General features: G+C 68.9%; 24 protein-coding genes and 2 tRNA genes. 14 read left to right on the top strand and 12 right to left on the bottom strand.

All coding sequences use genetic code 11. The annotated features are described in order from the left end of the window. Window positions 1–280 precede the first annotated feature (280 nt). Window positions 281–592, bottom strand: a complete 312-nt coding sequence (locus ABZ857_RS02615) for a hypothetical protein (protein ID WP_357036336.1) — start codon at window positions 590–592, stop codon at window positions 281–283. A gap of 167 nt (window positions 593–759) precedes the next feature. On the opposite strand from ABZ857_RS02615, the gene ABZ857_RS02610 reads away from it, so the two are divergent. Next, window positions 760–1059 carry a hypothetical protein gene (locus ABZ857_RS02610; protein WP_357036334.1) on the top strand — a complete coding sequence of 100 codons (300 nt, stop codon included), beginning with the start codon at window positions 760–762 and terminating at the stop codon, window positions 1057–1059. A gap of 79 nt (window positions 1060–1138) precedes the next feature. Here ABZ857_RS02610 and ABZ857_RS02605 read toward each other — a convergent pair whose 3' ends face one another. Further along, window positions 1139–1756: a GNAT family N-acetyltransferase gene (locus ABZ857_RS02605; protein ID WP_357036331.1), complete on the bottom strand. Its 618-nt coding sequence runs from the start codon at window positions 1754–1756 to the stop codon at window positions 1139–1141. Between ABZ857_RS02605 and ABZ857_RS02600 the strand changes: the two genes are divergently transcribed. Then, window positions 1755–2051: a hypothetical protein gene (locus ABZ857_RS02600; protein ID WP_357036328.1), complete on the top strand. Its 297-nt coding sequence runs from the start codon at window positions 1755–1757 to the stop codon at window positions 2049–2051. The genes ABZ857_RS02605 and ABZ857_RS02600 overlap by 2 nt on opposite strands. A gap of 203 nt (window positions 2052–2254) precedes the next feature. On the opposite strand, the gene ABZ857_RS02595 is transcribed toward ABZ857_RS02600, so the two are convergent. Then, window positions 2255–2327: transfer RNA gene (locus tag ABZ857_RS02595), tRNA-Arg, on the bottom strand. Window positions 2328–2465: 138 nt separating this feature from the next. Beyond that, a complete protein-coding gene (locus ABZ857_RS02590) occupies window positions 2466–2924 on the bottom strand; it encodes a MaoC family dehydratase (RefSeq protein ID WP_357036326.1) in 459 nt (152 codons plus the stop codon). Between the two features lie 191 nt (window positions 2925–3115). On the opposite strand from ABZ857_RS02590, the gene ABZ857_RS02585 reads away from it, so the two are divergent. Beyond that, the gene (locus ABZ857_RS02585; RefSeq protein WP_357036323.1) at window positions 3116–3238 is read left to right on the top strand and encodes a hypothetical protein; all 123 of its coding nucleotides are present in this window, start codon (window positions 3116–3118) and stop codon (window positions 3236–3238) included. Between the two features lie 57 nt (window positions 3239–3295). On the opposite strand, the gene ABZ857_RS02580 is transcribed toward ABZ857_RS02585, so the two are convergent. Next, window positions 3296–3811, bottom strand: a complete 516-nt coding sequence (locus ABZ857_RS02580; RefSeq protein WP_357036320.1) for a DUF4142 domain-containing protein — start codon at window positions 3809–3811, stop codon at window positions 3296–3298. 110 nt (window positions 3812–3921) lie between these two features. Continuing rightward, the gene (locus ABZ857_RS02575) at window positions 3922–4734 is read right to left on the bottom strand and encodes a glycoside hydrolase family 16 protein (protein ID WP_357036317.1); all 813 of its coding nucleotides are present in this window, start codon (window positions 4732–4734) and stop codon (window positions 3922–3924) included. Between the two features lie 153 nt (window positions 4735–4887). On the opposite strand from ABZ857_RS02575, the gene ABZ857_RS02570 reads away from it, so the two are divergent. Further along, a complete protein-coding gene (locus tag ABZ857_RS02570) occupies window positions 4888–5301 on the top strand; it encodes a ribonuclease domain-containing protein (RefSeq protein ID WP_357036314.1) in 414 nt (137 codons plus the stop codon). A gap of 8 nt (window positions 5302–5309) precedes the next feature. After that, window positions 5310–5678 carry a barstar family protein gene (locus tag ABZ857_RS02565; RefSeq protein ID WP_357036311.1) on the top strand — a complete coding sequence of 123 codons (369 nt, stop codon included), beginning with the start codon at window positions 5310–5312 and terminating at the stop codon, window positions 5676–5678. A 26-nt stretch (window positions 5679–5704) separates the two neighbouring features. On the opposite strand, the gene ABZ857_RS02560 is transcribed toward ABZ857_RS02565, so the two are convergent. Together ABZ857_RS02560 and ABZ857_RS02555 are read right to left on the bottom strand one after the other, a co-directional pair. Next, window positions 5705–6334 carry a GNAT family N-acetyltransferase gene (locus ABZ857_RS02560; protein WP_357036308.1) on the bottom strand — a complete coding sequence of 210 codons (630 nt, stop codon included), beginning with the start codon at window positions 6332–6334 and terminating at the stop codon, window positions 5705–5707. Window positions 6335–6468: 134 nt separating this feature from the next. Next, window positions 6469–7164, bottom strand: coding sequence for an SDR family NAD(P)-dependent oxidoreductase (locus ABZ857_RS02555; protein WP_357036305.1), 696 nt, complete (start codon window positions 7162–7164; stop codon window positions 6469–6471). 101 nt (window positions 7165–7265) lie between these two features. Between ABZ857_RS02555 and ABZ857_RS02550 the strand changes: the two genes are divergently transcribed. Continuing rightward, window positions 7266–8126, top strand: a complete 861-nt coding sequence (locus ABZ857_RS02550) for a helix-turn-helix transcriptional regulator (RefSeq protein ID WP_357036302.1) — start codon at window positions 7266–7268, stop codon at window positions 8124–8126. Between the two features lie 12 nt (window positions 8127–8138). Here ABZ857_RS02550 and ABZ857_RS02545 read toward each other — a convergent pair whose 3' ends face one another. Then, entirely contained in the window at window positions 8139–8774 is a 636-nt protein-coding gene (locus tag ABZ857_RS02545; RefSeq protein WP_357036299.1) for a hypothetical protein, read from the bottom strand. 223 nt (window positions 8775–8997) lie between these two features. On the opposite strand from ABZ857_RS02545, the gene ABZ857_RS02540 reads away from it, so the two are divergent. Together ABZ857_RS02540 and ABZ857_RS02535 are read left to right on the top strand one after the other, a co-directional pair. Beyond that, complete coding sequence (locus ABZ857_RS02540; protein WP_357036296.1) at window positions 8998–11070, top strand: sensor histidine kinase; 2073 nt, start codon at window positions 8998–9000, stop codon at window positions 11068–11070. After that, complete coding sequence (locus ABZ857_RS02535; RefSeq protein ID WP_357036293.1) at window positions 11060–11716, top strand: response regulator transcription factor; 657 nt, start codon at window positions 11060–11062, stop codon at window positions 11714–11716. The genes ABZ857_RS02540 and ABZ857_RS02535 overlap by 11 nt, the downstream gene beginning before the upstream one ends. A 130-nt stretch (window positions 11717–11846) precedes the next feature. Here the strand turns inward: ABZ857_RS02535 and ABZ857_RS02530 are convergent, their stop codons facing one another. Beyond that, on the bottom strand, window positions 11847–12230 hold the full coding sequence (locus tag ABZ857_RS02530) for a DUF4440 domain-containing protein (RefSeq protein ID WP_357036290.1): 384 nt from the start codon (window positions 12228–12230) through the stop codon (window positions 11847–11849). A gap of 62 nt (window positions 12231–12292) precedes the next feature. Here ABZ857_RS02530 and ABZ857_RS02525 point away from each other — a divergent pair, with 62 nt between their 5' ends. Both ABZ857_RS02525 and ABZ857_RS02520 read left to right on the top strand, forming a co-directional pair. Further along, complete coding sequence (locus ABZ857_RS02525; RefSeq protein ID WP_357036287.1) at window positions 12293–12727, top strand: helix-turn-helix domain-containing protein; 435 nt, start codon at window positions 12293–12295, stop codon at window positions 12725–12727. 64 nt (window positions 12728–12791) lie between these two features. Next, complete coding sequence (locus tag ABZ857_RS02520; protein ID WP_357036284.1) at window positions 12792–13370, top strand: hypothetical protein; 579 nt, start codon at window positions 12792–12794, stop codon at window positions 13368–13370. A gap of 146 nt (window positions 13371–13516) precedes the next feature. Here ABZ857_RS02520 and ABZ857_RS02515 read toward each other — a convergent pair whose 3' ends face one another. Continuing rightward, window positions 13517–14221, bottom strand: coding sequence for a GntR family transcriptional regulator (locus ABZ857_RS02515; RefSeq protein ID WP_357036282.1), 705 nt, complete (start codon window positions 14219–14221; stop codon window positions 13517–13519). Between the two features lie 150 nt (window positions 14222–14371). Between ABZ857_RS02515 and ABZ857_RS02510 the strand changes: the two genes are divergently transcribed. The 4 genes from ABZ857_RS02510 to ABZ857_RS02495 all read left to right on the top strand — a co-directional run bounded on the left by ABZ857_RS02510 (window position 14372) and on the right by ABZ857_RS02495 (window position 17876). Then, entirely contained in the window at window positions 14372–14905 is a 534-nt protein-coding gene (locus ABZ857_RS02510; protein WP_357036279.1) for a YbhB/YbcL family Raf kinase inhibitor-like protein, read from the top strand. 8 nt (window positions 14906–14913) lie between these two features. Continuing rightward, window positions 14914–15606: a metal-dependent transcriptional regulator gene (locus tag ABZ857_RS02505; RefSeq protein ID WP_357036276.1), complete on the top strand. Its 693-nt coding sequence runs from the start codon at window positions 14914–14916 to the stop codon at window positions 15604–15606. A 167-nt stretch (window positions 15607–15773) separates the two neighbouring features. Then, a complete protein-coding gene (locus ABZ857_RS02500; protein ID WP_357036273.1) occupies window positions 15774–16340 on the top strand; it encodes a hypothetical protein in 567 nt (188 codons plus the stop codon). Between the two features lie 1185 nt (window positions 16341–17525). Beyond that, window positions 17526–17876, top strand: a complete 351-nt coding sequence (locus tag ABZ857_RS02495; RefSeq protein ID WP_357037376.1) for a tyrosine-type recombinase/integrase — start codon at window positions 17526–17528, stop codon at window positions 17874–17876. A 166-nt stretch (window positions 17877–18042) separates the two neighbouring features. Here ABZ857_RS02495 and ABZ857_RS02490 read toward each other — a convergent pair. Continuing rightward, window positions 18043–18132 (bottom strand) — tRNA-Ser (locus ABZ857_RS02490). Window positions 18133–18300: the final 168 nt, after the last annotated feature.

Below are 18300 nucleotides of genomic sequence, written 5' to 3'. Positions count from 1 at the left end.
GGCGCCGGAAGGCTGCCGAGCGCCTCGCCCGCGCAGCCGCCGACGCCGGTAACACCTCGGCACTGGAAGAGCCGGCCCGGCTACGGCTGCAGGAGGGTATGAGGGCTTCTGTGATGTGCGCGGCCGAGAGGGCTCGAGCCCTAACCTTCTGATCGGTAGGTCCCCGAGCGACATCCGCGGTCGTCCAGATCCGTTCGCCGTGCTGCTCCTCGGGACTGTGGTTGTTCGGATCCGTCCGACTCAGTTCGTGATCGTCCGTCCGGGTGGCTCCCAGATCGGGCTAGTCGTACAGGTGGGCGGCGTGGATCTGGAGAGCGAGCGACTGCCATGTCGGCGGGTCGACATCGTCCTTGAACGGGGCTCCTTCACGAATACAGCCGTCCTGGAGCCATCCTGCCCAAGCTCTGAGGAAGTCGCCAACGTACATGCTGCTCCAGCGGCCCTCGACAAACCGCTTCCCCTCGCAAACTTGACGTTCGCGCTCGGCGCGATCGGCATCGAATTCGTCCGCCATGATCTTCAGGTAGGCGGCGAAGTCGCGCATGTCACGAACACGCTCGACCTTCGGGGGAACTTCACGCGGTGGTGTCATGAGGACGAGGGTAAAAGGCGGGCTGTCAGCTTGGGAATTGCATGGATCACGGCCCGTACGGGCGCTGACCTGGGCGTGAGGCGGGTCATGAGTGACCGTGGTTGCCCACCCCTCGTCACCCTCCTTAATGGCACGCTAATGGCACGACGGAGGGCGGCTCTGCGGGGATGAACGAGCAGGTGGCAGCTGAGATTGCAGAGGAGTACCTGTCACGGTGGCGTCGTGTCGCTGTCTATGACGAACTCGTGGTCATGGAGGAGAACGGCGATAAGGACTGGGCGAATGTCACCGGAGAGGACGGGACCGTCTACAAGATCCTGGCTTACGTGCTTCCCGAGGCCGATCGGGCACTCCGGTTGGTTATCGCGGTGAACGATCGCGTGCCCCGTGCAACCGGCGCTCCTGTGACGCGGACTGCGGTCATGCGCCCGGATGGGACGTACACGGGCAACCAGGAGCGATCGTAAGGCCGATACCTATGACGGCGCTCTCCGGCAAACCCACCATTGACATCGTTTCAGCCTCTGAACCGGCCAGCGAGAGGTCTCAACGGTTGGGCAGTGTTGGATGCGGGGCGCTGGGAACGATGCCGATCATGTCGTTGGTGATGGCCCATCGTTCGTGACCTCGCCAGGCGCCGTCAATGAACAGCAGATCCGGTGAGTAACCCTCGTAGCGGAAGCCGTGGCGTTGGACCAGTTTGATGGACGCCTGGTTATCGGGCTGGATCTGCGCTTCCAGCCGGTGCAACCGTAGCTCCTCAAACGCATGACGCAGCACGAGGCCAAGACCTTCTGACATGTACCCCTGCCTAGCGTAGGGCGCGAAGGCCGCGTAGCCCAGCGAGCCGCCTTGGAAGCGTCCGCGAATGATGCTGTTGATGTTGACGTTGCCCGCGATGGCACCCGTGTCACGCAGACAGACCAGTAAGCCTTCGGCGGATTGCCCCTCATCGAATCGGCCAAGGAACGCCTGGAACGCCTCCGGCGTCGCCGGCAGGGACATCCTCGGCTGGTGCAGGTCGACGCTGGCATGGACCCGTTCGAGAAACTCATCTTGATCGAAACTGGTGATCCGGCGCAAAGTAACGCGTGGGGAGCGCCCCAGATCTTTCGCTGGTCCTGCTGTTTGCTCTGCTTTTTTGATCCTGCTGTTCTCAACCATGGACGAGACGCTATCGCGCGATCGCAATCGTGACAGGCGTCTGTCCTGGCGCGCGACGGCATGGGAGCCCATTAAGAAGATGGTCGAGACCACGGGGATCGAGGAGTTGCAGCGGACGTGCTGGAGTCCCGCCGTCCTGATATGCCCAGCTCCCGAAGACCATGCTGCCGTACGGGACGGCGCACTCTTCCCGTTGGCGAAGGAGGGGCTTCTGGAGACCAGCAGGGAGCGGCTTGAACAGGTCTTCCCTGCTGACTGGGTTCGCCGCCTGCGGGAGGATCTCGGCGGCGCCTGAGCGAAATCGCCAACCTATAGCGTGTAGCGACTCGCCCCCTGGGAGGGGCATCCTCCGCGGTACCGGTGCGGACATCCCCCCGGGCCGGCTATGGACCCGCAGCAGTCGCGAGAACGCCTGTGTGGGGCGGTTGCTGTACTCCGCTGCTGTACGGAGATCAAAAAAGGCCCTCCGGATAAATCCGAAGGGCCTTTGAGCTGCTGCGCGGCCGAGAGGACTCGAACCCCTAACCTTCTGATCCGTAGTCAGATGCTCTATCCATTGAGCTACGGCCGCTTTGCTGCCTGTTCACCTGCGGTGCCCGGCAACGGGTGTAACTCTACCAGACCCCTCACCCCTGCTTGCGCCAATAAATCGCTCCGCCCCCGGTCAAGCCACCCCCGCGCTCTCGGAGCCCGGCCGAGGGCACGGGGGTCACTCCTGGGGAACGAAGAGCGTGAGCGTGTCGGCGATACAGGCCGGCCTGTCGACTCCCTCGACCTCGATCGTGACGCGGAGGTTCACGAGGGCGCCCGAGGGAGTGCCCTTGACGTCGACGACCTCCGCCCCCGCCCGTACGCGGGATCCGACGGGGACCGGCCGGGGGAAGCGCACCTTGTTCAGCCCGTAGTTGATCGCCATGCGCAGGCCGTCCACGCGGTACAGCTCGCCGACCAGCGACGGCAGCAGCGAGAGCGTGAGGTATCCGTGGGCGATGGTGCCGCCGAACGGGCTGCCCTTGGCCCGGTCCGGGTCCACGTGGATCCACTGGTGGTCGTCCGTCGCGTCGGCGAAGCGATCCACCCTCTCCTGGCCGATCTCTCGCCAGTCGCTGTATCCGAGGTGCTCGCCTTTGGCCGCCTTGAGTTCGGCGAGGTTCGTGAAGATCCGCATGGCTGCACCCTATTCACGCGAACCCACGAATCGGACCCCGTCGCCGTCCACACTGGTTCCATCGGGGAGCGAGCACATTCGTCACCTTCCGCAACACGCACGTCTCCGTAAGTGACGAACTGGTCATGACCTGCGGGGGTATCAGCTCAAGGCGGGGTGCACGCCGGAACACACCCCGACGTGGAGGAGAAGTGGACGAGCAATCCGGCCCACCCGGCAAGCGGTATCGGCTCCGCGGGCTCATCGCGGTCGTGGTCGCGGGTCTCGTCTGCTGGGCGCTGATCATCCTGCTGCTCGTCAAGTTGTTCGGGTGAGCCTGCCCGGGGGAGGGGACGTGCCGGCCGGAGACCAGCCCCGGCCGGCACCGGTCGTCACTCACCGCTCTGAATGCTCTCGACCAGGTTGAGATGCTCCTGGACCACCGGCTTGGCGTCCCGGGCCAGGTTCTTCACCTCCTGGGAAGAACCGCTCGAGACCTCCTTGTCCAGGAAGTCCAGGGTCTTGCGGTGGTCCTTGACCTGCGCGTCGATCCACGCACGGTCGAACGCGGTGCCGCTCTTGGCGGCGAACCGCTGCAGTTCGGCCTGCTGCTCCTCGCTCGGCTTGCCCGGCAGGTCCACGCCCAGCTTCCCGGCCACCCGCTTGAGCTGGTCGTCGAGGGAGGTGTGGTCCTCCACGAACTTCCTGCCGGCGTCCTTGACCGACTGCTTGCCGGCCTGCCGCTCGGCGATCTGCCCGCCCTGGATCTCCGCGAGGTTGTCCTGATGCGCACCGACCAGGAATGCCTTGTCCTGGTCGCCGACATCCGGCGGCGCCGCATAACCCGCGGTGACCCCTGACAGCGCCGCGACCACGGCCGCCACCAGGACGATGAGCCATCTCAGCATCAGATCCCCCGATCCTTCACCGGACGGCCGAGCACCGGCTGATCGGCCTCAACCATCCGGGCATAGCGCTTCAAATGCCTCATACCCACCAGTGGCGTCCCTCGTACGGCTCAATCCGTCGCGAGCCGATAGCCCCTCACGTAGTCGACCACGAACTCCTTGGGGTACGGCCCCGTCCGCTCGGGCCCTTCGGCGTCGGGAAACTCGTAGATCCCGAGCATGAGCTGCATCGGATAGTCCGGGGACTGCCGGATGGTCCTGACCTGCCGGCCGTCCACGAAGAACGTCACCCGATCCGGGGTCCACTCGGCCGCGTACACGTGGAACTCGCGTGCGTCGATGGGGAGGACCTCGGCGGCGAACTCGTCGGTGATCGTGGGGTCGCCGAACGGGTGGACGCCCATGCCGACCGCCGTCGCGTCCGGCCGTACGTCACGCCCGAAGATCTCACAGACGCAGATCTCCGCGGAGCGCTCGGGCGCGTCCTCGAAGCCGATCATCCACAGCGCGACCATGGCGCGTGGATCGGCGGTGGCCCGGGCGCGCATCTCGATCAGGCCGAAGTGCGGGGTGTAGAGCCGCGCCTCGTCCTGAGCCTCGCGGACGACGGCCCGGCCGCCCCGCCCGTGCTGGCCGACGGCGCTGCCCACCGGCCCGGAGAACACGCCTGTCTGCAGTGAGGACACGCGCATCCGCCCCTCCATCTCCGGCGACCACGGCGGCTGGTCCTCCTCGACGAGCAGGCGCAGGCAGCCGTCGCCGACGCGATATCGGGCCGCCGAGGCGGCGCTCGTGGTCCACTGGGGCAGGTAACGCGGGATCCAGCGACTCTCGTCGAGCTTGTCCCCGTCGAAGGTGTCCTCGAACTCCAGCACATAGCCGGCCTTCGTCACCGGATCCGGCACGTTCTTGGCTTCGCTCATGCGTCAATCCTGGATCGATCTATAGAGGAACGAAGCACACCCCGGGGCATACGGAAAAAGACGACGGGAGTTCACCAATCTCTACCTTGGTTCGTCCTGGTTTCGAGGTGATGCTGACGGATGTCTGTCCCCTCGCCCCCACAAGGAGGTCTCGTGCAGACTCCGCGACGCTTCCGGCCCTCCTGGCCCGGACGGCTCACCGTCGTGATCGCCGCCATCGTGTCCCTCACCGGAGTGGCCGGCACCGTCCCCGCTCACGCCTCGGTCTACAGCTCCTGCACAGTCTCCCGCTGTGCCGACGCCCGCTCGGCGAACGCGATCTGGGCCGGGAAGGGCTATCCCACCAGCAGCGGCTGGTACTCCTGGCCGGACGGCAGGTACAACTACACCGGCGGGCGCTTCTACAACCGGGAGGGCCAGCTCCCCAGTGGTGCCACCTACTACGAGTACGACGTCTACTCCCGCGCGTACGGCGCCTCGCGTGACGCGTACCGGATCGTCGTCAACCGCAGCACCGGCGTGACCTGGTTCTCGCCCAACCACTACACCGACTTCTACCGGCTCTAGGACCTCTCATGGCCTCCGCCGCGCGTCCGCTGCCTCCGTGGCTCACGGTGACCACCGATCCGGCCCCGGCGGTCGTCGACGGGCGGGCCTGCCGGACCCGTGCCGCCTTCTTCGACGAGGTGGCACGGGTCCTGCGTCTCCCCGCGTACTTCGGCCGCAACTGGGACGCCCTCACCGACTCCCTGCGCGACATCGGGCCGGTCCATCTGGTCGTGGAGCACGCCGAGGAACTGCTCGACGCCGAGCCTCCCGGGCAGTTCGCCACCCTGCTGGCCGTCCTCTCCGGCGCCGCCGAGGCCGGGCTGACCCTGACCCTCCGCACGGACCCCGCTCACGAGCCCCGGCTCCGCCACCGGGTGATCGACGCCCTGCCCTGATCGCCCCGATCAACGGAGCCGGACCGTCAGGGGGAAGGCGGGACGAGGAGTGCCTCGGCGCCGATCGGAACGTAGCCCGCGGCCAGGAACGCCCGTACGCTCGCGGCGTTGCCCGGGGCGATCTGCGCCCAGAGCGGGTGCGAGGTCAGGTGCCTGGCCGCGCGGGCGAGGGCGCGGCCCAGACCGCGCCCGCGGCCGGCCGGGTCGACCTCGAGCGCGACCTCCCACCGCCCGCCCACTCCCCTTCCGATGAGCACGAGCCCTCCCGGGCAGGTCCAGACGCGTACGTCGTCGCGGTAGAGGTGGGCACGCTCGACGCGCGGATGGGCCGCGTCCGTGACCTCGACCAGCTCGATGGGCGCAGGACCCGCGGCGGGGGCGGCCAGGGTGAGCATGTCGATGTTGTTGACCCGGCGTCCGGTGCATTCTTCCAGGTCTCTGAGGAACGGCGGGTTGAGCGGCGCCGACAGATCGTCGTCAGGCAACCGGGACCTGATCCAGTCCTCGTCCACATCCGCGAAGATCACGTTGTGCGCGGTGAAGGCGATGACTCCCGCATGGCGTGCGGACGGCTGCGGGAGGATGGTCGGACCGGCACCCGGCTCGGGCATGTGCCCGTCTGCCGCACGAGCGAGGACGTCAGGCAAGGTGATCACCGGGAAACGGTAGCCATCGCCCGCAACCCGCTCAAAACGGTTTCGTCCAGCCGCCGGCCGAGCCGGTGCACGACATCGGACCGGCCGTGCCGCCACCGGACACCGCTCGGCCGCTTTGCGTTCCGGTCCTGCCGTCACCAGGGCATGGGCCCGAAGCGGTCGATGAACCGTCCCGTTCCGCCGTCCGCTCCCTCGGTCGCGAGCGTCACGATCGCGTCGGTCCCCTCCGTCACGGTCTGGGGACCGCTGTGCCCGTTGAGGTCGGTCGCGGTGTAGCCGGGGTCGGCGGCGTCGACCCGGATGCCGGGCAACGCCCTCGCGTACTGCGTCGTGAGCATCGTCACCGCCGCCTTCGAGGACGTGTATAGCGGCGCGACGACCGTCGACTCCACCCGGTCAGGGTTGTGGGTCAGCGCGAACGACCCCGTACCGCTGCTGACATTGATGATCGCCGGGTGCTCCGACCGCCGGAGAAGGGGCAGGAAGGCGTTGGTCACCCGGACGATGCCCACGACGTTCGTCTGGAAGACCTCGAGGGCGTGGTCCGCGGTCAGCTCCTCGGCGGGCACGTGCGGGCCGGTGATCCCGGCGTTGTTGATCAGAACGTCGACGCGGCCCTCGTGCGCGGCGACGTCGGCCGCCGCCGCGGCGACGGATGCGTCGTCGGTGACGTCGATCCGCACGAAACGTACGCCGAGCTTGTCGGCCGCCGTCTGCCCGCGTTCGGGGTCCCGGGCGCCGAGGACCACGGTGTGGCCGAGGTCGGTGAGGCGGCGGGCGGTCTCGAATCCGAGGCCCTTGTTGGCCCCGGTGATGAAGGTGATGGTCATGGAACGAGCATCGGCCTGCCGGGCGCGGGCAGCCAGGGAGAGCCCGCCGGTAGGACAGGCAGTACCACCCTGGCGTCTCACCGCCGACGCAGAATGAGCGCATGACGACAGACGAGACGAGCCTCGGCGCGACGATCCGCGCCTGGCGCGACCGGCTGTCCCCCGCGGCGGTCGGTCTGCCCGCCGGCCGCGTACGCCGTGCCGCCGGGCTGCGCCGCGAGGAGCTGGCCGACCTCGCGGGCGTCTCGGTGGACTACGTCGTACGGCTGGAGCAGGGCCGGGCGACCACTCCGTCGGCGCAGGTCGCCGCCGCCCTGGCGCGAGCGCTGCAGCTCAACCGCGCCGAGCGCGACCACCTCTACCGGCTCGCCGGGCTGCGGCCGCCTTCGGACGGCGTGATCAGCGATCACATCCCGCCCGGGATGCAGCGGGTGCTCACCCGGCTGGGCGACGCGCCGGTCGCCGTGTTCGCCGCCGACTGGCGGCTGCTGTGGTGGAACCGCAGTTGGGCGGCGCTCCTCGGCGACCCCTCCGTGCTCGCGCCGGAGGAGCGGAATCTGGTGCGTTCGCGCTTTCCTGTGCCGTCCGACCGCGGGCGCCTCGCGGCGTGGCCCGTCGTCTCGGAGAACGCGGAGGCGACCGACCGGGCCATCGTCGCCGACCTGCGCCGCGCGTCCGGCCGTTACCCCCAGGACGTTCGCCTGAGCGGGCTGATCCGCCGGACGCTGGACGGCAATCCGCGATTCGCCCGGTTGTGGCACTCCGGCGCCGTCGGCAGCCACGCCGAGGACCGCAAGACGATCCGGCACCCGGTGATCGGGGAGATCACCGTCGACTGCGACGTGCTCTCCGACTCGGACACCGATCTGAAGATCGTCATCTACACGGCCGTCCCCGGCAGCGAAGACGAGACCAAGCTCGACCTCGCCCGCGTCGCCGGCGTCACGGCCCCGGGATTGTGAGGGCCCAGGCGTTCAGTCCTCGCGGCGTACGAGCTCGGGGCGGAACGCGATGATGAGGCCGAGCGTGGTGTATCCCACGAGCAGGTGGGCCGCACCGACGATGTCCGACACGGACGTACCGAAGATCGCCATGGTCGGGAGGGTCACGACCACCCAGCTTTCGGCGACGAGCGGCCAGAAGCGGGCCGCACCGCGCCAGCGCCCGCTGACGGCGACCTTGACGCCGATCACGAACATGCCCAGCATCGACAGCGGCCAGAACGCGTCGAGGATTCCCATCCATACGCTGTCACGCTCGGAGGGCAGGAAGGCGTGGGTGACGCTCCACGCCATGGCCAGGGCCAGCAGCACGCGCTCGACCTGCAGCATGGCGCGCGCCACGCGGCTCACGCCGGTCGCGCGGGTACGGACCATGATCGCAAGGAGGCACAAGGCGCCGAACTGGAACGCCAGAGCGCCCAGGTCCGTGATCTTGATTCCCGCTTCGGCCGTGGGGTTGAAGCCGTAGAGGAAGCTGACGGCCGACCAGGCCAGTGCACCGGTGGAAAGGCCCAGGGCCAGCCGGCGTACGGTCGTCTCGGCGAGCGGCGCGGACGAGGACGCGCCGGGGGTGTGACTCTGGGCGTGAACGGACGAGGTCTCGGTCATGGTTGTTCCTTCGACTGGGGGAGGCTTGTCGTGGAGGCGACGAGGACGATCCTCATGAACGGCCGACCCAGACGGTCAGGGCATCGTGTCCCGATTCCCGGCCTCTCTCGCGTCCCAGGCCAGGTGGGACCCGCGTCCTAGGGACATCGGCCACCTGCTGAGGCACACTTTCCTGGTGCAGATTGTGACGGTTCGTCGGCCTTCGCGCCTGAGCCTCGGGCCTGTGCTCCTCGCGATCGCCGTGACCGCCACACCCGTGGCAGCGCTCATCGATCTGCGAGTGCCGCAGGCCCACCGTGCCGTGCTCGAACTGCAGCCGGGCGGGTTCGACGCGATAGCGGGTGTCGCACTGGCCGCGGCCGGCATGGTGGTGCTCCGCAGTTGTCCGCGTCATCCCCTCGGACGCCTGATGTCGGGCTTCGGCGCCTGGTGGGCGCTGGACGGCGTCGCGTCGTCGTGGCTCGCCTACGCCACCACGCACGATCCCGCGCTCCCGGGCGCGTCCGCGGCCTTCATCGTCTACCAGCGGCTCGGCGCGGGCCTGGTGCTGCTGCTCCCCCTGGTGCTGCTGCTGTTCCCGGACGGGAAGCTGCCCTCCGGGCGGTGGCGGGTCGCCTCGCTGCTCAGCCTCGCGCTGACGAGCCTGCTCCCGCTGGCCCTCATCGCGGCGCCGTCCGCCATCGCCCAGGCGACCGCGGAGTCCACGCCGCTGCCCGTGCCGCTGCGCAGGCTGAACCTCGAGGCCCTCTATCTCCCGCTGCCGGACGCCGTCTGGACCGGTGTGCTGCTGGTGGCACAGCTGAGCCTCCCGCTGAGCCTGGTCACCCCGTTCGTCGTGGTGGTGCGGCGCTACCGTACGGTGACCGGCGTCGACCGCGCCCGGATGCGCTGGCTGCTGTGGGCGGCCGTGGTCGACCTCCTGGTCATGCTGACGTTCCGGCTGCTGCCCGGTTGGCTCGGCGCCGTCGGCCTGACCGTCGCCGTGGTCCTCACCTCCGCGTCGGTCGCGATCGGGATCGTGCGCCCGGACCTCGTCGACGTCGACCGGCTGCTCGGCGGGACGCTGGTGTACGGCCTCCTGCTCGCCCTGACGTTCGTCCTCGACCTGCTGGTGCTGGGCGGAGCCGGCCGGCTGCTCGGGCCGCGCCTGAACGAGGGGGAGCGGCTGGTCATCGCCGTCTTCGCGGTCGCCATCCTGTACGCGCAGCTCCGGCACCGGCTGTGGCGTCTGGTGCGACGCTGGATCGTCGGGGATCGGGACGACCCCTACCACGTGATGTCCGGGCTCGCCGAGCGGCTGGAGCGGACCGACGACTCGGAGGCGCAGCTCGTCACGCTGGCCAGGACGGTGGCCCGGGCCTTCCGTACGCCCTACGTGGGCGTGGAGATCACCCAGGTCAGCGGCGAGGTGCTGCTCGTCGAGGACGGCGAGCGTCCCGCCGGGACGCAGGCGCTCCCCATCACCTATCGGGGGGAGAGGATCGGGCGGCTGCTGCTGCCGCGCCAGGCCGCCCGCCGCAGGCTCACCGCCGATGACGAACGGCTGCTGGCCGACCTGATCCGCCAGGCCGCCGCGGCGGCCCGTGCCGTACGGCTCGCGGAGGAACTGCAGCGCAGCCGTGAGGGCATCGTGACCGCCGTGGAGGACGAGCGCCGCCGCCTGCGTCGCGAGCTCCACGACGGCCTCGGGCCGGCCCTGGCGGCGGTCGCGTCCCGGATCGACACCGCCCGGATCACCGCGCGGCGGTCGAACGAGGACGCCGACCGCATCCTCGGCCTGGCCCGTCAGGAGCTCACCGGGATGCTCGCCGAGGTGAGACGGCTGGTGCACGGCCTGCGTCCGCCCGCGCTCGACGACGTCGGCCTGGTCGGGGCGATCCGCCAGCAGGCGGAGCGGCTGCGAGCCCCGGGACTGACCGTACGCGTCGAGGAGCGGGGCGACCTCACCGGCCTGCCGGCCGCCGTGGAGGTGGCCGCGTACCGGATCGCGTCGGAGGCGATCACCAATGTGGTCCGGCACGCGGAGGCCGGCGAGTGCGTGGTGTCGCTCTTCCGCGACGCCGGAGGCGGGCACCTCGACGTGGAGATCGTCGACGACGGCGTCGGCCTCGCCGCCGAGGCGGTGGCCGGTGTGGGCCTGGTGTCGTTGCGCGAACGGGCCGCCGAGCTCGGCGGATCGTGCACCGTGACCGCCGCGGAGCCGACCGGTACGCGGGTGCGGGCGCGGCTGCCCGTCGCGTCGTCCGGGCAGGCGCCCGTGCTCACGGCTACAGGAAAGGGGAGAGATGACCGGTAAGCGGCCGGTGAGGGTCCTCGTGGTGGACGATCATCCGGTGTTCCGTGAAGGCTTCGCGGCACTGCTGAGCAGCATCGACGAGGTCGAGGTCGCCGGGACGGCCTCGACCGGCGTCGAGGCCCTTCAACAGGTGGACGAGCGAGAACCCGACGTGGTGGTCATGGACGTGCAGATGCCCGACATGGACGGCATCGAGGCCACCCGTCGCATCATCGAGAAGCACCCGGAGATCGGCGTCGTGGTGCTCACGATGTCCGAGGAGGACGGCACCATTTTCGACGCGCTCCGCGCCGGTGCCCGCGGCTATCTGCTCAAGGGCGCCGAACCGGACGAGGTCGTCCGCGCGATCACCACCGTGGCGGGCGGCGGTGTCGTGTTCGGTGCGGTCCTGGCCTCGCGTATCGCCGACTTCCTGGCCCCGAGGCCGCAGAGCGGCGGCGTCACGCCGTTCCCGACCCTGACCGCCCGGGAACACGAGGTGCTCGACCTGGTGGCCGCCGGCCTGTCGAACAGCCAGATCGCCGCGCGGCTGTTCCTGTCCCAGAAGACCGTACGCAACCACGTGCACGCGGTGCTCAGCAAGCTCCAGGCCGCCGACCGGGCGGAGGCGATCATCCGCGCCCGGGACGCCGGCCTCGGCCGCTGATCGCCGCAGGTGAGCCGGGGGGCTTTCCGCCTGCCGGCCATCCCCGGCGTGGTTCGGTCGGGCGGCGGAAGAAGGGGGCTCATCCGGCAGTACCGCTCAAGCAGAGCCGTGGAACCGATCACTGAGCAGCTCAGGCAGCGCGCACTCCGAAAGGGTTGTCGATGACGTACCGCCAGCGGCCGTCCTGCCCGCGCCGGGCGACATCGGTGGCGGTGCCCTCGATGTGCACCGGCCGCCCGTCGCGGTCGGTGCCGTCGATGACCCAGTCCACGATCAGCAACGCGATGTCGCCCGTGCTGTAGACGTGCCGCGGCCGAACGGTGATCGGCAGCCCGAGGCCCACGAACCGGCCGTTGGCGGCGTGGGCCTGTGTCCCGGTCAGCGGAGAGCCGGGCTCGGGCACGAACACGGCGCCGGTCTCATAAACTTCCGCCACCGCCTCGAGATCGCCGCTGTTGAACCGCTCGGCGAACACCATGGGCACGTCCTCGGGACGTTCGGCAAGCCTGCGCATCCTCAACGCATGTCCTCCAGGTAGAGATCACTCAGACCCCCGCAACGCTAGGAGGCGCCCTCGTGACTCACCAAAAGGTTGGTCACCGTGCCCGGCCGGGCCTGCCCGACGACCCTCACGCGTACGTCACCGAGCCCACCCCGTCCTGCCCCGTGGAGATCGCTCTCACGGCCCTGCGTGGTCGCTGGACGACCTTGTTGATCCGTGAGCTTCTGCGAGGCGAACGCACCTTCACCGAGCTTCGGCAGGCGCTGCCGATGCTTTCGGACAAGGTGCTGTCCGATCGTCTGGCACACCTCGGCCACGCCGGCGTCCTCACTCGCCATCGCCGGCCCGGCTGGCCGCCCCGCACGTACTACCGGCTCACGCCCCAAGGGCACGCTCTTGGCCCCGTCCTCCAGGCACTCTGGGACTGGGGTGCCGGGGGTGTCCAGGGTGACGAGGGCGTCGGGCGTGCCGCCACCAGTCGGCCCGGGGAGCATCCGGAGCCTATGTAGATCGGCCAGAACCTGAATGACCTATTTATAGATCATCACTACTATTTGCGCCGTGATGAGAAAAATGATCTCTTTGGCCGCCGCTGCCGGTGCCGTCATCGGTGCCGTCGCCGTGGCCGGCGCCGACCGCGCCTCCGCCTCCTCCACCGCTTCCCTGCGGCTTTCCGGCGGGCTGACCCTGGAGATCCCCCGCACCTGGCGGGTCTATCGGAGCGCCGACCAGGTGCACGTGGTGACCGGCGCCTGCGCCAAGCCCAAGGGCCACTACTTCGAGCCCCGGTGCCGCGGGTTCTGGGTGATGGGAGCGAAGACGCTCAAGACCGGGGGCGAGGGCTACCGGCGCTACAACCCCGTCAATGGACCGTTCTATCCCGCCGTCGACGTGGCTCCCTGCCCGACCGACCCCAAGCTCGGCCATGTCCTCGGCAAGGCGATCGCGCTCGGTTACCGGAACATCGGAGAGGGCCACAGGGCGCACTACCGCGTATGGCCGGGGCGCTGCGTCACGTACGACGACGCGACGGAGAAGTCGACGTTCAAGCAGCGTGAGTGGTACCTCCCGAAGGAGAGGCTCCTGATCGTCGACCAGTGGGCCACCCCCGGGCTCGCCACCGTGCTGGAGAACGCCACCTGGGAGAACTAGGTCGTGTCCCGCGCGGGCGGCCGATGCGACGCCCGCGCGGGACCTGTTGATCGGGGTACGGAGCCGGACCGGCCACCACGTGCGCCGGCGACGTCCACAGCTCCGGTGTTCGGCTGTGTTCGTGGGCCAGGTTGGTGAGGCGCGTATCAGGCTTCCTCCGCGGGTTCCTGGTGGGTACACCCGGTCAGTGCGGCCGCGGTCAGGGTGAGGTGCCGGGTCAGCAGCCCGGCGGCGGTGTCGGCGTCGCGGGCCAGCGCCGCCTCCTCCAGCCGGCGGTGCTCGCCGACGGCGTCCCTGTCGGGATTGCGCTGCGCCGCCCAGCGGCGAGCCAGCTCGCTCGCGGTCCACAGCCGGTCGAAGGTCTCCAGCAGGACGGGGTTGCCGCACCCCTCCAGCAGCGTGCGGTGGAAGACCCGGTGGGCTTCGGCCCACGCGCCGCTGTAGTGCTCCCCCTCCTCCGGCACGTACGCCGGGGTACGGGCCAGACGATGGTGGGCGGCTCGTACGCGGGCCTCCCAGTCGACGTCGCCACGCTCGATGGACATGCGCAGCACGACCGGTTCGATGGTCCGGCGGGCCTCCGCGACCTCCTGCCAGCGGCGGTCGGAGAAGGCGGGGACCGCGAAGCCGCGGTTGGGCAGCCGGTCGGCGAGGCCCTCGCCGACCACCCGTACGAGCGCCTCGCGCACGACGGCCAAGCTCACGCCCTGCTCCTTGGCGATGTCCTGCGGTTTGAGGGCGTCACCGGGGGCGTGGTCCCCGCGCATGATCGCGTCCCGCAGCTGTGCGTAGACCTGCTCGGAGAGCATCTGCTTCCCGGGCGAGTTCGTGGGATGGGCCGTCTGGGTCATGCGGCCAGCATAGACGATTCGACAAATAATCGATTATCCGTGCTATGGTCGATTGCGACGGAAGACCCGGCGGTGGCCACTACGCGAACCGCGGCTCTCCGTCGGCCGCACCACCGCCAGCACGCAGCACGGCCTGAAAGGAACGACGCGATGAGCGCCAACGACCCCTTCGCCCGCCTCCCCGAGGCGGCCTCCTTCACCGTCACCAGCACCACCGTCGCGGACGGCGCCGCCTGGCCGCCCGAGCAGTTCTCCTCCGGCGTCCCGGGAGGGAAGGACGTCTCCCCGCAGCTGTCCTGGAGCGGCGCCCCGGAAGGCACCAAGAGCTACGCCGTCACCGTCTACGACCCCGACGCCCCCACCGGGTCGGGATTCTGGCACTGGGCGGTCGCCGACATCCCCGCCACCGTCACCGAGCTGCCCGAGGGCGCCGGTGACGACACGGGCTCGGGCCTGCCCGAAGGCGCCTTCCAACTGCCCAACGATGTCCGCGCGGCCCGCTTCATCGGCGCCGCGCCGCCGGCCGGGCACGGCCCGCACCGCTACTTCGTCGTGGTGCACGCCCTCGACGTCGAGTCCATCGGCGTCCCGGCCGACGCCACCCCGGCCCTCCTCGGCTTCACCATGGCCGGCCACACCCTCGGCCGCGCGGTCCTGACCGCGACCGCCGAAACCCCCGCCTGACGAACAGCATGTCCGGGCTCATCGACACCACGGAGATGTATCTCCGCACCATCCTGGAGCTGGAGGAGGAAGGCGTGGTCCCCATGCGCGCCCGCATCGCCGAGCGCCTGAGCCAGCGGGGGCCCACCGTCAGCCAGACCGTCGCCCGCATGGAGCGCGACGGTCTGCTGCAGGTCACCGGCGACCGGCACCTGGAGCTGACAGAGGAGGGCCGGCGGATCGCCACGCGTGTGATGCGCAAGCACCGGCTCGCGGAGTGCCTGCTCGTCGACGTGATCGGGCTGGAGTGGGAGCAGGTCCACGCCGAAGCCTGCCGCTGGGAGCACGTGATGAGCGAGGCCGTCGAACGCCGCGTCCTGGAACTGCTGCGGCACCCGACGGAATCGCCCTATGGCAATCCCATCCCGGGCCTGGAGGAGCTCGGCGAGGAGGGCGTCGCGGATCCGTTCCTCGACGAGACCATGGTCAGCCTCAGCGACCTGAAGCCCGGGCCGAACGGCGCGAGCGCGGTCGTACGGCGCATCGGGGAGCCGATCCAGACCGACCTCCGGCTGATGTACACGCTGCGGCACGCCGGGGTGCGGCCCGGCGCGGTCGTGAACGTGACGTCGTCGCCCGGCGGCGTGACGGTCGGCAGCGGCGGGAAGGCCGCCAAGCTCCCCAAGCGGACCGCCGCGCACGTCTTCGTGGCCAAGCGCTGAGTCCAGCGGGACACCGGCCCCGTTCGCCGTGGCCCGTGGACGGCCCTCGACCATGATCGCGGTCGTGGGCCGTCCTCGTGGCGGCAACCCACGACGTCACCGCGACCAGGGGCGCGACGCCCACTCAGACGCTCAGAACTGTCGGCGTGTGATGTGATCATTCGCCCATGACACATGACGAACTTGCCCTCCACTACGAGCGGATGCTCGATGTCGCCCAGTTCCTTGATGTCGGAATCTCCTGGACGGTCCTTCAGCCACTCGGCGGACCGATCAGCATCGACCAAGTAGCCGAGTTGGTCGCAGGGCCTGACTACGAGCTCGAGGAATCCGATGTCGAGGGCTCCGGGGTGTTCATCGACGAGTCCGGCCCTTCGATCATGCTCCTCGATCTCGAAGGCGGGCTCTTCTCGTACTACAGGCCCTCTGAATTGGAGCGCCTGAGCGTCGGCGCTCGGGTGTGGCATCTTGAATGGAACGTCAACGGGGGTGCCTGCCTGACCTACGCGGCTGATGGGCGCGTGCGACTCGTCATGCCTCGTTTGGACCCTGGCGAGGTGTACGGGCCGGATCCGCACGCGCTGGATCACCGACTGCGCAGACTGCCGGAGCCCTCCGCCCCGTTGTCCCACGCGAGCGCGATGGCGCTGGTACAGAAGGACAGCGGCGCGCACCTGGACCTGGAATGGCTGGACAGCCCACAGCACAGGCTGATCTTTCCGGGAGAGGAATAGTGGCCGTCGCCAGGAGCCGTACAGGCACCTCGATCAAAAGCCGCATAAGAGACAACCCGTCACCCCGTCCCGAGACGTATCCCCACCGGAGGCTATCTGTCGGTGATGCACTGTTCGTGGGACAGTTCCGGGCATGGAACTGTATCGACGCTCGATCTGGTACCGAGCGGGGCGAGCCTTGGCCCTCTTCGGCATCGGCTGGCTGGCTGCAGGCACGTACTTTGTGCTCGTCGTTGAGGGCAACGAGCGGCCATGGCCTCCAGCTCATCTGTACATATTCTTGGGTATCCAGATGCTTGTGCTGCTGAGCAGTTTGATCGGTCGGATTCGGCACCGGGCCTGGTCTAGAAGCACGCCGGATACTCCAGTAGGACAGGTAGCCGACACAGGCGGGCGGTAAACCCAAACCGCATCGGCAGCTCGGCTCTCGGCCGTCCCAATTAGTTCCACCTGGACCAACACCGCTCGACGGTCCTTCTCGAACGGCCTGGTACGGCGGGGAACTGCAACTGAAACTGCAACTAAAGCGGGCTTGTGACCTGCGCGAACTCGCACGCTCGCCCTCCGCGCATCCCGTATGCCGTCGACCCACCGCGAAGCGGCGGCGGGCCGGAGACGGAGGCGCAAGCCCGTCTTCGCGGTACCTCAGCCGGTCGCCGTTCCACGGCCATTGGACGCCAAGAGTCACAGACGGGCTTGAGCCGCAGGAGCCGGTCTGCTGGGCTTGCCCGGGTCGATGACAGAAGGACGCACGGGCTCCTACCTCTACCACTTGCGGCCCTTTCAGCTCGGGAGGCATCCCGGAGCCGGAGCGCCTCTACCGGCGGCAAAAGAGAAGGGGTGGGAGATGCGGCGAAGACGGCCGAGGGGACTGCTCCAAGCGGCCCTCAACAGCATCCTGGGGTCGCTCTGCGCAGGCTTCCTGTTGAGCCTCTTGGCCATGTGGGTGTTTCACGATAGGCGATGGCCATTCGAGTATGACTTCGGGTGGGACCACGTCCTCGTCTTCACGGTGATGAGCGGCATCCTTGGAGTGCTGCGCGAGATTCGCGACGAGCGGGCCCGCAGGAAATCGGCAAGGCGTGAGCTCGGCGCCAATGGAGATCAGGGAAAGCGGGGCGCGTCCGACGGAGTGTCGTAGCGCGTCAGGAGCGGCAGCGAGGTTCGGCAACCCTCTCCTGGACACTGGCCCTCGGCCTGAATTCTTCTGTTTACCGATCAGGTCCCAATGCTCGCTACCAATCGCATTGTCAGCGAACTTTCGTACTGACTGATCTACTTCCATTTGGTGCTCAACATCAAGCCGAACGGGCGGAGGCCGGAGAGCTCTGGGAGGATCACGACCTGCTCTTCCCGACCAGCCGGGGCCGGCCGATGGAGCGCAGTGAGGACTACAAGATGTGGAAGGCGCTCCTGCGCCAGGCCGGGGTCAGGGAAGCCCACCTCCACGATGCCCGCCACACCGCCGGGACGCTTCTCGTCGAGCAGGGCGTCCACATCCGGGTCGTGCAAGAGATCCTCGGCCGTGCGGGGTGACCACCACGGAGCGCTATGCCCACATCGCCGGTCCGCATGTGAAGGACGCCGGCGACCGCATGAAGGGCCGCCCTGCGGGGCGAGGGCTGAAAGCAACTGCAATCAGAGGCCCTGGGGAGATCAAAAAGCCCCCCTCGCTGAAGCCAGCGAGAGGGGCTTTGAACTGCGGAGGCTCGGGGATTTGAACCCCGGATGGGCTTAAGACCCAAACCGCATTAGCAGTGCGGCGCCATAGACCTGACTAGGCGAAGCCTCCTGGTAGCGCGTTGCTCAGCACAGCGTACCGGCGATCGTCCAAGGCGGCAAAGCGGATTGCCGGGTGAGCTTCACCCGCCGTGCCGGAGCACTCCGGGGGGCCCGCGCGGCGGGGCGTTCGAGGCGGCACACAGCCCTTGTCCACAGGATGTGGACAAGGGCTGTGCAC

Source organism: Microbispora sp. NPDC046933, assembly GCF_040644635.1.
Taxonomy (GTDB): Bacteria; Actinomycetota; Actinomycetes; order Streptosporangiales; family Streptosporangiaceae; genus Microbispora.
The sequence above is the reverse complement of the archived record's forward strand: the minus strand, read 5'-3'. Positions and strand labels throughout refer to the sequence as shown.

Bases quoted from the DNA above. Each gene is read 5' to 3' on its own strand.
- ABZ857_RS02500 (WP_357036273.1), top strand. From the start codon at position 15,774: ATGACACATGACGAACTTGCCCTCCACTACGAGCGGATGCTCGATGTC.
- ABZ857_RS02515 (WP_357036282.1), bottom strand. From the start codon at position 14,221: ATGACCCAGACGGCCCATCCCACGAACTCGCCCGGGAAGCAGATGCTC.
- ABZ857_RS02615 (WP_357036336.1), bottom strand. From the start codon at position 592: ATGACACCACCGCGTGAAGTTCCCCCGAAGGTCGAGCGTGTTCGTGAC.
- ABZ857_RS02590 (WP_357036326.1), bottom strand. From the start codon at position 2,924: ATGCGGATCTTCACGAACCTCGCCGAACTCAAGGCGGCCAAAGGCGAG.
- ABZ857_RS02530 (WP_357036290.1), bottom strand. From the start codon at position 12,230: ATGCGCAGGCTTGCCGAACGTCCCGAGGACGTGCCCATGGTGTTCGCC.
- ABZ857_RS02600 (WP_357036328.1), top strand. From the start codon at position 1,755: ATGGACGAGACGCTATCGCGCGATCGCAATCGTGACAGGCGTCTGTCC.
- ABZ857_RS02510 (WP_357036279.1), top strand. From the start codon at position 14,372: ATGAGCGCCAACGACCCCTTCGCCCGCCTCCCCGAGGCGGCCTCCTTC.
- ABZ857_RS02580 (WP_357036320.1), bottom strand. From the start codon at position 3,811: ATGCTGAGATGGCTCATCGTCCTGGTGGCGGCCGTGGTCGCGGCGCTG.
- ABZ857_RS02610 (WP_357036334.1), top strand. From the start codon at position 760: ATGAACGAGCAGGTGGCAGCTGAGATTGCAGAGGAGTACCTGTCACGG.
- ABZ857_RS02505 (WP_357036276.1), top strand. From the start codon at position 14,914: ATGTCCGGGCTCATCGACACCACGGAGATGTATCTCCGCACCATCCTG.
- ABZ857_RS02545 (WP_357036299.1), bottom strand. From the start codon at position 8,774: ATGACCGAGACCTCGTCCGTTCACGCCCAGAGTCACACCCCCGGCGCG.
- ABZ857_RS02535 (WP_357036293.1), top strand. From the start codon at position 11,060: ATGACCGGTAAGCGGCCGGTGAGGGTCCTCGTGGTGGACGATCATCCG.
- ABZ857_RS02550 (WP_357036302.1), top strand. From the start codon at position 7,266: ATGACGACAGACGAGACGAGCCTCGGCGCGACGATCCGCGCCTGGCGC.
- ABZ857_RS02520 (WP_357036284.1), top strand. From the start codon at position 12,792: ATGATCTCTTTGGCCGCCGCTGCCGGTGCCGTCATCGGTGCCGTCGCC.
- ABZ857_RS02605 (WP_357036331.1), bottom strand. From the start codon at position 1,756: ATGGTTGAGAACAGCAGGATCAAAAAAGCAGAGCAAACAGCAGGACCA.
- ABZ857_RS02555 (WP_357036305.1), bottom strand. From the start codon at position 7,164: ATGACCATCACCTTCATCACCGGGGCCAACAAGGGCCTCGGATTCGAG.
- ABZ857_RS02575 (WP_357036317.1), bottom strand. From the start codon at position 4,734: ATGAGCGAAGCCAAGAACGTGCCGGATCCGGTGACGAAGGCCGGCTAT.
- ABZ857_RS02565 (WP_357036311.1), top strand. From the start codon at position 5,310: ATGGCCTCCGCCGCGCGTCCGCTGCCTCCGTGGCTCACGGTGACCACC.